13 protein-coding genes and 1 tRNA gene are annotated in these 14,568 nt (G+C 73.8%); 7 read left to right on the forward strand and 7 right to left on the reverse strand.

The features are described 5' to 3' along the window. Positions 1-107: 107 nt before the first annotated feature. The gene (locus tag JNW98_RS13040) at positions 108-881 is read right to left on the reverse strand and encodes a protein phosphatase 2C domain-containing protein (protein WP_223768339.1); all 774 of its coding nucleotides are present in this window, start codon (positions 879-881) and stop codon (positions 108-110) included. A gap of 343 nt (positions 882-1,224) precedes the next feature. Between JNW98_RS13040 and JNW98_RS13045 the strand changes: the two genes are divergently transcribed. The 5 genes from JNW98_RS13045 to JNW98_RS13065 are packed head-to-tail and all read left to right on the forward strand — an operon-like array spanning position 1,225 to position 6,664. Next, entirely contained in the window at positions 1,225-3,792 is a 2,568-nt protein-coding gene (locus tag JNW98_RS13045; RefSeq protein WP_223768340.1) for a sensor histidine kinase, read from the forward strand. Positions 3,793-3,842: 50 nt separating this feature from the next. Next, the gene (locus JNW98_RS13050) at positions 3,843-4,337 is read left to right on the forward strand and encodes a roadblock/LC7 domain-containing protein (protein ID WP_372459235.1); all 495 of its coding nucleotides are present in this window, start codon (positions 3,843-3,845) and stop codon (positions 4,335-4,337) included. Continuing rightward, entirely contained in the window at positions 4,334-4,756 is a 423-nt protein-coding gene (locus JNW98_RS13055) for a DUF742 domain-containing protein (protein WP_223768341.1), read from the forward strand. The genes JNW98_RS13050 and JNW98_RS13055 overlap by 4 nt, the downstream gene beginning before the upstream one ends. Positions 4,757-4,766: 10 nt before the next feature. Beyond that, positions 4,767-5,378 (forward strand): GTP-binding protein, encoded by a 612-nt coding sequence (locus JNW98_RS13060; RefSeq protein WP_223768381.1) that lies wholly within the window; start codon positions 4,767-4,769, stop codon positions 5,376-5,378. Between the two features lie 20 nt (positions 5,379-5,398). Beyond that, positions 5,399-6,664: a styrene monooxygenase/indole monooxygenase family protein gene (locus JNW98_RS13065; protein WP_223768342.1), complete on the forward strand. Its 1,266-nt coding sequence runs from the start codon at positions 5,399-5,401 to the stop codon at positions 6,662-6,664. Between the two features lie 65 nt (positions 6,665-6,729). Here the strand turns inward: JNW98_RS13065 and JNW98_RS13070 are convergent, their stop codons facing one another. From JNW98_RS13070 to JNW98_RS13085, 4 genes are all read right to left on the reverse strand, one after another. Continuing rightward, positions 6,730-7,407, reverse strand: a complete 678-nt coding sequence (locus JNW98_RS13070) for a coiled-coil domain-containing protein (RefSeq protein WP_223768343.1) — start codon at positions 7,405-7,407, stop codon at positions 6,730-6,732. Between the two features lie 98 nt (positions 7,408-7,505). Continuing rightward, complete coding sequence (locus tag JNW98_RS13075) at positions 7,506-7,805, reverse strand: DUF8847 domain-containing protein (protein ID WP_223768344.1); 300 nt, start codon at positions 7,803-7,805, stop codon at positions 7,506-7,508. Positions 7,806-7,848: 43 nt separating this feature from the next. Then, entirely contained in the window at positions 7,849-8,583 is a 735-nt protein-coding gene (locus JNW98_RS13080; RefSeq protein WP_223768345.1) for a TetR/AcrR family transcriptional regulator, read from the reverse strand. A gap of 43 nt (positions 8,584-8,626) precedes the next feature. Next, entirely contained in the window at positions 8,627-9,559 is a 933-nt protein-coding gene (locus tag JNW98_RS13085; RefSeq protein WP_223768382.1) for an AurF N-oxygenase family protein, read from the reverse strand. Between the two features lie 225 nt (positions 9,560-9,784). Between JNW98_RS13085 and JNW98_RS13090 the strand changes: the two genes are divergently transcribed. Both JNW98_RS13090 and JNW98_RS13095 read left to right on the forward strand, forming a co-directional pair. Further along, positions 9,785-10,945, forward strand: coding sequence for a ferritin-like domain-containing protein (locus tag JNW98_RS13090; protein ID WP_223768346.1), 1,161 nt, complete (start codon positions 9,785-9,787; stop codon positions 10,943-10,945). A 151-nt stretch (positions 10,946-11,096) separates the two neighbouring features. Continuing rightward, the gene (locus tag JNW98_RS13095) at positions 11,097-11,912 is read left to right on the forward strand and encodes a polysaccharide deacetylase family protein (protein WP_223768347.1); all 816 of its coding nucleotides are present in this window, start codon (positions 11,097-11,099) and stop codon (positions 11,910-11,912) included. Positions 11,913-12,013: 101 nt separating this feature from the next. On the opposite strand, the gene JNW98_RS13100 is transcribed toward JNW98_RS13095, so the two are convergent. Further along, positions 12,014-12,086, reverse strand: a tRNA-Arg gene (locus tag JNW98_RS13100). Positions 12,087-12,231: 145 nt separating this feature from the next. Continuing rightward, positions 12,232-14,409 carry a penicillin-binding protein 2 gene (gene mrdA / locus JNW98_RS13105; RefSeq protein ID WP_223768348.1) on the reverse strand — a complete coding sequence of 726 codons (2,178 nt, stop codon included), beginning with the start codon at positions 14,407-14,409 and terminating at the stop codon, positions 12,232-12,234. Between the last annotated feature and the right edge of the window lie 159 nt (positions 14,410-14,568).

A 14,568-nucleotide genomic window follows, 5' to 3' on the forward strand; every position in this document is an offset into this window, starting at 1 on the left:
CCCGCCCGAACGGGTCCCGGCCGCGGACGGCACCTGCACCCCCCCCGGCCTCCCTGCCGCCCCCGGCCTCCCTGCCGCCCCCGGTCTCCCGCCCTGCCCCCGGCCGGCTAGAGCTCCGCGTACACCGCCGCCGCGTCGTCGTGCACCTTCCCCCGCCGGAAGAGGCGCCGGTCCGGGTCGGCCAGCTCCGCCGCCCGGACCCGGTCGACCAGGCCCCGTGGGCCGCTCTTCGCCAGCAGCCCGGCGCAGGCGGTCCAGTCGCCCTCGGCGAAGACCTCCACCCAGCGGGCCGCGCCGTCGCTGAGCGCGGCCAGCGCGCGGACCTCCGCGCGCGGCAGCACGCCCGCGACGGCCAGGGCGGCGACGGCCGGGTCGGCGGCGGCCGTGTGGAAGCCGCCCTCCGCGTTCCGGTGGGCGTCCGTCACCGGCCCGAGGGCGGCGAGCCGGGCGATCCGGTCGTCGAGGACGGCGGTCACCGCGCCGTCCGCGCCCTCCACCAGGAGGACGGAGTCCGACAGCACCAGGTACTCCACCCGCCGCTCGTCCCACCGGGCCGCCACCACGGTGGCCTGCGGGGTGCGGCGGTGACCGAGATCACAGTGGTCCCGGTGGGCGTCCGCGGTGCGGGTGATCGCGTCGGTGAGGCACTGGCGGAGCGTCAGCTCGCGCCGGGTGGCGCACAGTTCCAGCAGTGCGCCGCCCAAACGCGCCGTGAACCAGGGAACGCCGTGCTCACACCCGTCGTCCCCGTCCTGCGGCGGCGTCACGCCGTCCAGCAGCGCCAGCGCGCCACCCTGCCCGGAAGCGGGCAGGACCGCCGACACGAAGTCCTCGTTGGGCCGGGCCGGGTCGCCCGGCAGGGTGGCCAGCTCGATGCGCATGGGGCCAGTGTGCACGAGCCCCGATTTCCGCGGCGGTTGACGCGCATCCTTCCGGCGGGCCGGGCGGTTTACCGGGTGGCGGTTGCCGGGGGCGGGCGCGGCGGACACGACGAACGCGGCAGCGGCGGCGTGCGGCCGGTGGACGATCACGGCAACTTCCGGGACGGAACCCCACACCTTCGGGTGTGGCGGACGGATGACCGGCGCCCGCCCCGCCCCCGTGCTGACAAGGTCCACTCAGCGCCAGGGGTGGGCGGGACCCAGACCGGACGAGATCGGATTGTGAGCACCGGTGCGGAAGAAGCGGCTTCGGGGCGGGCGACGGGAGCGACAGACCACGGGGGTGCCGGAAGGCACCGCCCGCGCCCGCAACCGGCTCGTCCTCTCCGTCGCGACCGCCTCTCTGGCGGTCCTCGGCGCGGGCGCGCTGGGCGTCGCGGACGCCTACCGCGACGCCGCGGACACCGCGCGGCTCGTCCCCACGGCCAGGGCCGCGAGCGACGCCGTGCGCCTCGCCCACGAGCTGGCGGACGAGCGCGACGCGGTCACCGAGTACGCGGCGGCCGGCCGCGGCCCCGTACCGGCCGCCCTCGCGGCCCGGCACGGCCGGACGGACCGGCGCCTCGGCGCGTTCCTCACCTCGGCGACGACGCGTGCCGGCCTTCCCGAGGCCGTCCGCACCCGCCTCGACGGCCTGGCCCGCGAGCGGCGCACCGCCCTCACCGGCTCCGCCGACCCGCTGACCGTCTTCCGCACGTACACCTCCACCGTGCAGGCCCTGCACGGCGTCGCCGGTACCCTCGCCGCCCGGCTGCCCGAACGGGCCGGGACGGGCGACGGCGAGGCCGTGGCGCTGCTCGGCCGCGCGGTCGAGGAGGCGTCCGCCACCCGCGGACTGCTCCTGGCCTCCTACGCCGCCTCCGCCGCCCACCGCGAACGGCCCGAACTGGCCGCCGCCGCCCAGCAGACCGACACCCGCGAGCGCGCCGCCCGCGCCGACTTCGCCCAGCTCGCCCCGGCCAAGGCCCGTGACGCCTACGCCCGGGAGATGAGCGGCCCGGACGTCTCCGCCGCCGAGACCCGGCTCCCCGCCCTGGTCGCGGGAGAGCGGGTGCAGGACACCGGGCCGGTACGCGCCCTGCTCGCCACCCGCCTCGACCGGATGCGCGGCGTCGAGTCCGACCTCGCCGCCGCCGAGGCCGCCCACCTGGCGCGGGTGCACGACCGCGACGTGACGGCCTTCCAGGTCCGCGCCGGGCTGGTCGCCCTCTGCTTCGCGGCCGCCCTGCTCGGCGGCGTCCGGGCCACCCGCTCGCTGACCCGCCCGCTGACCGCCCTCCGGCAGGGCGCCCGCCGGGTCTGCGCCGACCCGGGCGCCACCGAGCCGGTCGCCTTCAAGGGCCGGGACGACGAGTTCGCCGAGATCGCCCGCTCGGTCAACGTCCTGCACGGCACGGTCGTCCGGCAGCGCGAGCGCATCGCCCTCCTGGAGGGCGAACGCGCCCGGCTGGACGCCGCCCGCCAGGACCTCGCCGACGAGCGCGACACGCTGCGCGCCCGCGACCGGGACCGCGAGGAGCGCCTCGCCGGCCTCACCGGACGCGCCCACACCACCTGCGCCAGCCTGTCGCTGCGCACCCTCGGCCTCGTCGAACGGCAGCTGACCGTCATCGAGGGCCTGGAGGCCCACGAGGCCGACCCCGACCGTCTCGACGTCCTCTTCAAGCTCGACCACCTCGCCACCCGGATGCGCAGGCACAGCGAGAACCTGCTGGTCCTGGCCGGTTCCGAGCACGTCGGCGGGCACGCGGGGACGGTCTCCCTGCTGGACGTGCTGCGGGCCGCCGTCAGCGAGATCGAGCGGTACGAGCGGGTCCGCATCCACTCGCTCCCGGCCCGCTCCCAGCTCGCCGGCTTCGCCTCGGACGACATCAGCCACCTCGTCGCCGAACTCCTGGAGAACGCCACGGCGTTCTCGCCGCCGGACGTGCCCGTGCAGGTCTGCGGCTGGCTGCTGGAGAACGGCGACGTGATGCTGTCCGTCCAGGACGAGGGCATCGGCATGGCCCCCGACCGCCTGGAGCAGATCAACTCCCTGCTGGCGCAGGCCGATCCGGAGCCCCCCGGCGCCGGTCCCTCGGGCCCCTCGGGTCACGCGGACGACGCCGTGATGGGCCTCGGCCTCTACGTCGTCGCCCGGCTCGCGGCCCGGCACGGCGTCCGCGTCCAGCTGCGCGAGCAGCGGCCCGGCGGTATCACGGCCGTCGTCGTGCTGCCCGCCCGGCTGCTGCCCGCGGAGCCGCCGGCCGCCGCCGACCCGCAGTCCGCGCCCCCGGTGCCCGGCGCCTCGACCGCGCCGCCCGTCCAGCTGCCGGGCGCCGCGGCCGAGGCCAACGCGCACGTCCTGCCCGGGCGTTCGCGGCGGATGGCGGGGTTCGCGCCCCAGCCCGCGGCGTCGGGGCCGCCGGACGACGCGACCATCCAGCTGATCGTCCCCGAGCAGGGTGGCCCCGCCGTTCCCGGCGCCGCCACCGTGCCACCCACGGTGCGCCCGCTGAGCCCGGAGGCCCACCCCGTCATCCCCGCTCAGGCCGGGGGTGGACGGCACGCGCGGCCGGCCGCCCCCGACCCGTACCCCGGGACCGCCGGCGGTGCGGAGGGCCCGGTGACCGGCACCGGATTGCCGAAGCGCACCCCGCGCCAGGTCCCACAGCCCCCGCCGGTCCAGCGGGTGCGCAAGGGCGTGGACGCGGAGGCGCTGCGGGCCCGGCTCGCCGGGTTCCAGCAGGGGGCGCGGGAGGGACGGCGCGACGTCGAGCAGGAGCTCGCGGGACGCGAGGACGACCGGCGCCGGGCTCAGGCGCCGGACGCAGGTGGTGACGTCGGCGATGTCGAGGAGGCACGCGGTTGACTGCATTTTCCCGGGGGGCGACCCCCGTCACCCCCGTCGGCACCCCCGGAATCCCCGGCGGCGTCGCCGGAATCGGCGGTGTCGGCTACGGACTGAGCCACGAGGCCCGCAACCTCCAGTGGCTGCTCACCGACGTCGTCGAGGAGGTACCCGGCGTCCGCTCCGTGGCGGTCGTGTCGTCCGACGGGCTGCTGCTGCTCTCCTCCGACCCGCGGCAGCGGCCGGACGGCGGCGGCCCGGTGGACGGCCCCCGGCACTCCAGCGCCGACCTGGCGACGATCGTCGCGGGGCTGGGCAGCCTGACCACCGGGGCCGCGTCCCTGATGGACGGGGGCCCGGTCAAACAGACCATGGTGGCCATGGAGGAGGGCAGCCTGTTCGTCATGACCATCAGCGACGGTTCGCTGCTGGGCGTCCACACCGCCCCGGACTGCGACATGAGCGTCGTCGCTTACCACATGGCGCTCTTCGTCGGCCGGGCCGGACACGTCCTCACCCCCGAACTCCGGCGCGAACTGCGGCAGTCGGTGGAGGCGGTCAGGTGACCGGCGGCTGCGCCGTCCCCGCCCCGGCCGCCCCGCCTGCCCGGGCCGCCGCGCCCGTCGCCCTCGCGCGCCGCGGCCGGACGGCCCGGGTGCGCCCGTACTCCGCCGCGGGCGGGCGGGCCCCCTGCGGGCACGTCCTCCAGGTGGAGACGTTCGTGCAGACCCACGAGCGGCGGCCCGGCGACGCCGGGACCGCCCGGCTGCTCCCCGAGGCGGGCGCCATCGTCGGCCTCTGCCGCGGCCTGCGGGCCGTCGCCGAGGTCTCCGCGCTGCTGAGGATGCCGCTGGGGGTGGTCCGCGTCCTCCTCGGCGACCTGGCGGACCAGGGAAGAATCCGCGTCTACGGCCCCGGTCACGGCACCGGCAGGCCCGACCGCGCGCTGCTCGAAAGGGTCCAGTGTGGACTTCGCAGGATCTGAGACGGAGACGATAGCGGGCTCCGAACCGGTACGGGAGCGCCCGCAGCACGCCCCGGAGGGCAGGACCAGGGCCCCCGCCGCCACGAAGATCGTCGTCGCGGGCGGCTTCGGCGTGGGCAAGACGACGTTCGTGGGCTCGGTCTCGGAGATCACCCCGCTGCGCACGGAGGCCGTGATGACGGTCGCCGGCGAGGAGGTGGACGACGCCGTCGCCGTCCCGGAGAAGGCCACGACCACCGTCGCCATGGACTTCGGCCGGATCACCCTCGAACCGGACCTGGTCCTCTACCTGTTCGGCACCCCCGGCCAGCAGCGGTTCTGGTTCATGTGGGACGACCTGGTGCGCGGCGCCATCGGGGCCGTGGTCATGTGCGACACCCGCCGGCTGGCGGACTGCTTCCCCGCCCTCGACTACTTCGAGAGCAGCGGACTGCCGTACGTCGTCGCCGTCAACCACTTCGAGGGGACGCCCCGGCACGACGCGGAGGAGGTCCGCGAGGCACTGTCGCTGACCGACCGGGTCCCGATCCTGATCATGGACGCCCGGAAGCGGGACACGGTCGTCGACTCGCTGCTGACCCTCGTCGGCCGCGCCCTCGACGTCACCCCCGACAAGCGCTGACGGCGCGGACGAACGGACCCATGCGACGGATCCTCATAGTCGGCGCCGGCCAGTCCGGCCTCCAGCTGGCCCTCGGCCTCCAGGCCCGGGACTACGACGTCACGCTGCTCTCCAACCGCACCCCGGACGAGATGCGCTCCGGCCGGGTCACCTCCACCCAGGTCATGTTCGGCACCGCCCTGCGGCACGAGCGCGAGCTCGGCCTCGGCTTCTGGGAGGACCGCGCCCCCGCCATCGAGGGACTCGGCCTCTCCGTGGCCGGCCCACCGCTCCCGGCCACGGCCCCGGCGGGCCGGGTCCGGCGCATCGTCGACTGGGTCGGCCGGCTCGACGCACCCGCCCGGTCCGTCGACCAGCGGCTGAAGATGGCCGGCTGGCTGGAGACCTTCGCGGCGCGCGGCGGCAAGCTGGTCCTGCACGGCGCCACCGTCTGCGACCTGGACTTCTTCGCCGGCCGCTACGACCTGGTGCTGGTCGCCGCCGGCAAGGGCGAGCTGGTCTCCCTCTTCGACCGCGACCCCGCCCGCTCCCCGTACGCCGCGCCGCAGCGCTGCCTGGCCCTGGCCTACGTCCACGGCCTGGGCCCGCGCCCCGAACACCCCGAGTACGACGCCGTCCGCTGCACCCTCGTGCCCGGCGTCGGCGAACTGCTCGTCATCCCCGCCCTGACCCTCTCCGGCCGCGCCGACATCCTCTTCTGGGAGGGCCTCCCCGGTGGCCCCCTCGACGTCTTCGGCACCGGCGAGAACCCGGCGGAGCACCTGGCCCGCATGCTCGAACTGATCGAACGCTACGCACCCTGGGAGTACGGCCGCGCCACCCAGGTCGAACTCACCGACCCCCGCGCCACCCTGACCGGCCGCTACACCCCCACCGTCCGCGACCCCGTCGGCCGCCTCCCCTCCGGCGGCCTCGTCCTCGGCATCGGCGACGCGGTCGTGGTCGACGACCCCGTCACCGGTCAGGGCGCCAACTCGGCGGCCAAGTGCGCCGCGGCCTGCCTCGCCGCCATCGTCGAGCGGGGCGACGAACCGTTCGACGAGCCCTGGATGCGCTCGGTCTCCGCCCGCCACTGGTCCACGACGGCGCGGCACGCCACACGCTGGACGAACACGATGCTCGCGCCGCTGCCGCTGCATGCGCAGCGGCTGATCGGGGCGGCTTCCGGCTGTCAGCCTGTCGCCGACCGGTTCGCGAACGGGTACGACGATCCGGCCGATTTCGAGGGGTGGTTCTACGAGGAGGGGCGGGCGGAGGCTTACCTCCGGGAGGTGGGTGGGGGGTGAGGGGGCCCCGGTTCGGGCTGAATCAGCCCGTCCGGCGATTGAGGACAACCGCGCGGAGCGCGGTTTCAGGGGGTCCGGGGGCTTGCCCCCGGGAAACGGCGAAGGGGCGGGGCTGGGGCACCCTCCCCCGGCGCCCCCAGCGCCGCCAACTCCCCATCCGTCAGCCCCGCGAGCAGCCGCTCCACCTCGTCCAACCCCCGCCGAGCCCCCTCCCGCCGCCGATCCCGCCGATCGGCAAGCGTCAGCTGAGCATCCAGAGCGACCCGAGCCCGCCGCGCGACCCCGTCCGCGCGCGCCGCGGAGGAAGCGAGACGGGCCAGGGCGGCCGCCCGCCGCGCCGCCTCCCGCTCCACCTCATGCTGCCGCCGCAAAGCACCCCCCGGATCCGCGGCGAGCAGCAACGAAACGGCGGGCGGCAACCCCCCCACCCCCTCCCGATACTGCTCCCGGGCAAGCACCCCCGCCTCGTCCCGACTCCGAGCCAGCGCGACCCGCGCCGAGGCCACCTCCTCGGCCGCCCGATCGGCCTCCGCCCGCTGCCGCCGCAGCGCCGGCTCCGCCGCCTCGTACTCCGTCGTGGCCGCCTCGATCTGCCGGTAGAGCGTCCGCAGCCGCGTGAGCAGGGCACCGACGGACCGGTCGCCGGAAGGCGGCTCCGGCCCCCCGGGCGGCGGCGCGGCCGCCGACACGAGGGCGGCGGCCAGCGCCAGAGCGCAGAAGCAGCGCACCAGCCGTCCGGACACGGGCTCACCTCCGGGGTGATCGTGCCACGGACCGGTCGTACTTTTAGGGCATCAGGGTCGGAACCGCCCAAGCCGCACACCGTCCGGACGACGCCCCCTCACCCGGACGGCGGCGACCCGTCCCCGGCCGGAGACCGAGGCCGGGACCACGGCCACCGCACCCCCTCGCTCCGCCGCCCCTCCGGATCGTGCACGTACTTCCACCCCCGCGGCAGCCCGAGCCGCCGCGTCACCCCGGCCTGCGCCCGCCGGTAGACCAGGACGGTGGCCGGGCCGCCGGCCGCGTCCGGCACCGGGACCTCGTACGTCTTCGGGGGGTGGCCGGTCGGCCCCAGCAGCACCGGCAGCACCCGCCCGTCCAGGGGCCCGCCCTCGAAGGGCACTTCTTCGCTTCGCACCGTACGAGCGTACGTTCGCTCCGGCGGACCCGCCCCCGCACCGTCAGAGCAGATGCCCCGCCTCCGCCAGCACCGGCCCGAGCCGCCGCACCAGCCGCGTCACCACCCCGTCGGCCGGTTCCAGGGCGAGCGCCGCCCGCGTCACCCGGGCCGTCTGCTCGTCGCTCGCCGCCGTGGTGATCAGCAGGGCCACGAAGTGGTCGACCAGCCAGTCCCGCAGCTCCTCGACGGGCGGCCGCTTCCCCTCGTCCAGCCAGGTCAGCGACGCGCCCTCGACCGCCGCGATCCACGTCCTGACCGTCATCCGCAGCCGCACTCCGGGCTCCCGCACCTGGAGGTGGGCGAGGATGTGCCCGGCGGCGGTGCGGCGCACCTCGTCCACGATCGCCCCGGTCCGCGACGTCTCGACGACGCTGCCGCCCTGGAGCAGCGCGCTGAACCCCGTGGAGTGCCCGTCGACGAAGGCGAGGTAGCGGTCGAGGGCGGCGGCCAGCCGGCCGGTCAGCGGGCCGGTCTGCGGCTCGGCGAAGCAGAGCTCCAGCTCGTCGGCCGCGCTGCGCAGCGCCGCCTCGTACAACTGCGTCTTGCCGCCCGGGAAGTAGCGGTAGACCAGCGGCCGGGACACCTCGGCCGCCGCCGCCACGTCGTCCAGGGAGACGTCCTCGGGCGGTCGTTGGGCGAACAGGCCGAGCGCGGCGGTGATCAGCTGGGCGCGGCGCTGGGCGACGCCCAGCCGGCGGTAGGAAGTCGTTCCGCTGGTCGTTCCGCTGCCGGTCATGCAGGGCAGGTTACGGCAGCCCTCCCGCGGGGACGCGGGCCGCTCAGGCCAGCAGGCCGGAACTGCGCCACAGCCGCCGCCCGGCCCCCCGCAGCACCCCGATCTCCCCGAGGAAGTCGGTCAGCCGCTTGGCGCCGGCCTGCATCACGTCGCGCCGGTGCCCGCTCGCCCGCACCTGGGCGACCGCCTCGCGCCGGTCGAGCCCGACGTTGGTGTAGACGGCCGGGTTGACGAAGGCGACGGAGAAGACGCGGGCCGCCTCCCCGCAGCTGAGCCGGGTGAGCTGGGCCTCCCAGCGCGGGCAGGTCTTCATCTGGCGGCGCAGCTCCTCCCGGGCGTACCGGACATGCCGCGCCTCCTCGACGACGTGGATCCGCGTCACGCCGCGCACCAGCGGCTGCACCCGCTCGTCGGGGAACGTCAGCCGCTGCATGTAGTCGAGGATCTCCTCGCCGAGCAGGGTGCAGGCGAACGAGCCGGGGGTGGTGGAGATCGTCTTCAGGATCCGGGCCAGGTTGTGGTGCAGGGGGGCCACGGGGTACGTGGGGGCGCCGCCGTGCTGGATCATGCGGGCGAACATCTTGGAGTGCCGGCACTCGTCGGCTATCTCGGTCAGCGCGTATCTGACGTGGGCGCTGGTCACCGGCTTGTCGTAGATGTGCCGGACGAGCAGCTGCATCAGGATGATCTCGAACCAGATGCCCAGCGAGGCGAGCGAGGCGGCCTCGTGGCGGGAGAGTTCCATGCGCTGCTCCTCGGACATCCGCCGCCACAGCGGCGTCCCGTAGAGCGAGACGAGCTCCGGGGGCCAGTACCACTTGCCTTCCTCGGGCGGGGCCTCCCAGTCGAGTTCGGTGTCCGGGTCGAAGGAGTGTCTCGCCGAGGACTCCAGCAACCGCTGGGCGATCTGCTCGCGGTCCTTGAGCGGCCCGAGCGCGTCGCGGAGCGCGGATCCGGCCGTGCCGGCCGGCGTCATCGGGTCTGCTGCCATGCCTGATCCCACCTCAATTGCGGGTTACCCGGGGTTACCTGCTTATAAGACTGCGTGTCAGCAAGCCCGTCAAGACCCCCGGGAGCCCCTGCCGTCCCGCGTGACCCGAACCGCCTCCGGCGGATTGACCACCGGTCAAACGAGTGTGAGCCTGCCCACAGCGCGAGCCGCGAGAGACCGGGTGTGAACCGGCAGTGAAGGAGGCGTCCGATGGCGACGCGACAGCTCTACGCGCACGAGCCCGACGAGCCGCTGTGGGAGGTTCCCGCGCACGGCGCCGCCCGCTTCGGCTGGGAGTACGAGGAGGGCCGGGAGCGGCTCCTCGCCCTCTACCGGAAGGGCAAGGACAAGCAGTGGGACGCCGCCAAGCGCATCGACTGGGACCTGGAGGTCGACCCGTACGACCCGCTCGGCGTCCCCGACGAGAACATGCTCGTGTACGGCACCCCGTACTGGGACCGGATGAGCGAGGCCAACCGCCGCGACATGCGCCGCCACTTCGCCGCCTGGCAGTTCAGCCAGTTCCTCCACGGCGAGCAGGGCGCGCTGGTGTGCGCGAGCCGGATCACCGAGTCGGTGCCGGACCTGGACGCCAAGTTCTACTCCGCCACCCAGGCCATGGACGAGGCCCGGCACGTGGAGGTCTACAGCCGCTTCCTGCACGAGAAGATCGGGATGCTCTACCCGGTGAACACCAGCCTTCAGGCACTGCTCGGGGACACCCTGCGCGACTCCCGCTGGGACATGCCCTACCTCGGGATGCAGGTCCTCATCGAGGGGCTCGCCCTCGCCGCGTTCGGCATGCTGCGCGACACCACCGAGAAGCCCCTGCCGAAGCAGATCCTCACCTATGTGATGCAGGACGAGGCCCGGCACGTCGCCTTCGGCCGGCTGGCGCTGCGCGACTACTACGCGGAGCTCACCGACGCCGAGTTGCGCGAGCGCGAGGAGTTCGTGATCGAGGGCTGTTACCTGATGCGGAACCGGCTGCGCGGCGAGGAGGTCCTCACGGACTTCGGCATCCCCATCGCCGACGCGGTGGAGCTGAGCGAACGCTCCGACTACCTGCGGGCCTTCCGGAGGATGCTGTTCAGCCGGATCGTCCCCTGCGTCAAGGACATCGGGCTGTGGGGCGAACGCCTGCAGCGCGCCTACGTCGACCTGGGCGTCCTCGAACTGGGCGACAGCAGCCTGGAGGAGCTCATGGCCCAGGACGAGGAACTCGCCGAGCGACTCGACGCCCGGCGCTTCGCCGCCGAGGAGGCCGCCCGCGTCGCCGAAGTGGCCCGCGTGATCGCGGAGGGCGAAGCGCCGGACGTGAAGGAGGACGGCATTCCGCGAGAAGATGGCGGAGGAAAGCCGGAAGAGTGACCGCCGTACGGTGATTGAGGACGTCTCAGGCGCGTGAGCGCCTGCTTTGTCACTGTTTTGTGAGCGATACCGCATACCGGAACGGCATGCGGTACAAGCACGTCTTCGCGGGCAGGGAACAGACAGGCGTGCGAGGGAGTGGGGATCGTTCATGACGCGGACTACCGGACGGAGGCGGCAGATCGCGGTGGCGGCCGGATCGGGCCTTGCGCTCGTGGCGGTGATACTGGGATCGGTTGCCGTGGCCAACCAGGCATCGGACGACGGCGGCAGCACGCACGTCGCCGCCGACGCCAAGAACCCGGCGGAGAAGGCGCCGAGGGAGCGCGGCAAGGCCGCCGAACCCGACGCGGGCGGGCCGGTGTCGGAGGAGATCTCGCACGACAGCGAGAGCCCGGGCAAGGTCGTGAACATCACCATCGACGACGGCCCGGACCCCGTCTGGACGCCCAAGGTGCTGGATCTGCTGCGGCGGAACGACGTCAAGGCGACGTTCTGCATGATAGGTCCGCGCGCCAAGGAGTATCCGTCCCTGGTCAAGAAGGTCGTCGCGGAGGGGCACCGGCTCTGCGACCACTCCATGGACCACAACACGGCCATGGACAAGCGCCCCGAGTCGTACCAGGCGAGCCAGATCCTCGACGCCCAGAAGCTGATAGAGGAAGCCGCGGGCGACGGCGTGAAGGTGCGCTACTACCGCGCCCCCGGCGGCGCGTTCACGCCGTACAGCCGGAAGGTGGCCGCCGCGCACGGGATGCGGCCGCTCGGCTGGCAGGTCGACAGCCGCGACTGGCAGCGCCCGGGCACGGCCCGCATCGTGGCCAACGTCAAGCGGGAGGTGCCCAACGGCCCGACCATCCTGTTCCACGACGCGGGCGGCGACCGCAGCCAGACCATGGCCGCGATGGAAGAAACGCTTCCGTGGCTGAAGTCGCAGGGGTACGGCTTCGGGTTCCCGAAGATCTGAGGGGCCGGGGGCGCCGGAGCGGCGCCCCCCTCGCGGGGCCGCTCACCGCACGAGCGAAAGGGCCCGCTTCGTCGAAACGAAGCGGGCCCTTTTCTTTGCTGTGCGCTCGGCAGGATTCGAACCTGCAACCTCTTGATCCGTAGTCAAGTGCTCTATCCGTTAAGCTACGAGCGCGGGCTTGCGAGAAATACTTTACACGCCCCACGGACCCCCGATGACCACCTCGGGGGGTGCGCAAAAAAGAAAGTCTGTGACGGTCGCCACTTTCCCTTGCGTTTCTCTCGCGACCGCCCGGAATTCCCGGTCCCGTGGCGCCACCTCAGTCGCGCCGCCCCCGCCCCGGAGCCGGCGCCCCGCCGGCCGGTGGTTCCACGTCGTCCCGCTCCTCCGGCCGGTACTTCCCGATCTTCGGCTCCTCGACGGTCCCGTCCGCGTTGATCTTCGGCAGGGTCTTCTGCGGCGTGGGCAGCAGCGCCTTCTTCGGGTCGAGCGCGCCCTTCCCCGTGACGCCGTAGAGCGCGCTGTAGATGTTGCGCACGGCGGGGCCCGAGGCGCCGGAGCCGGTGCCGCCCTGCGCGATCGTCATCACGACCGCGTAGTCGTCGCTGTAGGTGGCGAACCACGAGGTGGTCTGCTTGCCGTAGACCTCCGCCGTCCCCGTCTTGGCGCGCAGCGGGATCCGGTCCTGCGGCCAGCCGCCGAAGCGCCAGGCGGCCGAGCCGCGGGTGACGACGCCTGCCAGGGCGCGGTCCATCTCGTCGCGGAGCGCCTTGGTCACGGGCAGCTTCCCGCGCACCCGCGGGGCGATCTCCCGCACCTTCTTCCCGTCCGGGCTGATCACCGCCTTGCCGATGGCGGGCGTGTACAGCGTGCCGCCGTTGGCGAGGGCGGCGTAGACGCTCGCCATCTGGACGGGGGTGACGAGGGTGTCGCCCTGGCCGATGGAGTAGTTCACGGAGTCACCGGCGCGCAGCAGGTTGCCGCCGTGGCAGTTGTCGTAGGCGATCCGCTCCGTGTAGCTGCCGTCCTTTTTGCCCTGCTTGCACCAGGCGTCCTTGTTGGCCTCCCAGTACCGCTGCTTCCACCGGCGGTCGGGGACCCGGCCGGGGACCTCGTTCGGCAGGTCGATCCCGGTGGTCTTGCCGAGCCCGTACTGGCGGGCCGTCCGGTAGAACCAGTCCTTGGCGCCGTCCTTCGCCCGCAGCCCGCCCTCCGCGCGCCACTCGTCGTGGGCGAGCCGGTAGAAGACGGTGTCGCAGGACACCTCCAGGGCGCGGCCCAGGGAGATCGGCCCGTGGTTCGCCGACTCGAAGTTCTTGAAGACCTGGCTGCCGATCCGGTACGAGGAGGAGCAGTCGTAGGGCCCCTCGTAGGAGTGGCCCGCGTTGACGGCGGCCGTGGTGGAGACCACCTTGAAGATCGAACCGGGTGCCGACTGGCCCTGGATCGCCCGGTTGAGCAGCGGGTGGTGGGAGTCCTCGCCGGTGAGCTTCCGGTAGTCGGCGGCGGAGATGCCGCCCACCCAGGCGTTCGGGTCGTACGTCGGGGCCGACGCCATGGCCACCACGCGGCCGGTCTTCGCCTCCATCACCACGACCGCGCCGGAGTCCGCCTTGTACCTCTCGCCGGTGTTGCGGTCCCACTCCGTCCGCGCGGCCTTCATGGCCTCGTTCAGCTCGTACTCGGCGACCCGCTGGACGCGCGCGTCGATGCTGGTGACGAGGTTCGAGCCGGGCACGGGCGGGTCGGTCTCGGCGGTGCCGATGACGCGTCCCAGCTTGTCGACCTCGTGCCGCGTCACACCGGCCTTGCCGCGCAGCACGTCGTCGTACCGCCGCTCCAGGCCGGAGCGGCCGATCATGTCCGAGCGCAGGTAGGGCGAGTCGGTGTCCTTCGCCCGGGAGACCTCCTCGTCGGTGACGGGGGAGAGGTAGCCGAGGACCTGCGCGGTGTTGGCGTCGCCGTGGGCGGGGTAGCGGCGCACGGCCGTGGGCTCGGCGGTGATCCCGGGGAAGTCCTCGGCACGCTCCCTGATCTGCAGCGCCTGCCGGGTGGTGGCCTTGTCGGTGATCGGGATCGGCTGGTACGGAGAACCGTTCCAGCACGGCCGCGGCGTCTTCGCGTCACACAGCCGGACCTTCGCCGTGACCTCCTTCGGGTCCATTCCCAGCAGCCCGGCGAGCCGGGTCAGCACCGCCTTGCCGCGGTCCTTCGCCTTCGACAACTCTGTCCGGGACGCGGTGACGACCAGGCGGCTCTCGTTGTCCGCGAGCGGGACGCCGCGCGCGTCGAGGATCGAGCCCCGCACGGCGGGCTGGACGGACCGCTGGACCCGGTTGCCGGTCGCCTCCGCCGCGTACTCGTCCCCCTTGCGGATCTGGAGGTACCAGAGCCGTCCGCCCAGGGTCAGGAGGAGCGAGAAGACGAGGATCTGGACGACGACGAGCCGTATACGGATCCGCTGCGTCCGGCCACCGGTCTCCGGAATGTTGGTCACGCGCCATCCCTCTGCTGTGCCGTCCGCGTGCCTCTGCGTGCCGCGTGAGGGGGCGCGGACGCGCGGCATTCCCCCCACAGGAACCGAACAGTCGTACCTGCGGCAGAGCTTAGGCGACGGCTGCGACGCGGGGGAGGCCGGGACCGGGCCGCGGGGGAG

This window comes from Streptomyces huiliensis (assembly GCF_020037025.1).
In the GTDB taxonomy this organism is placed as follows: Bacteria; Actinomycetota; Actinomycetes; order Streptomycetales; family Streptomycetaceae; genus Streptomyces; species Streptomyces huiliensis.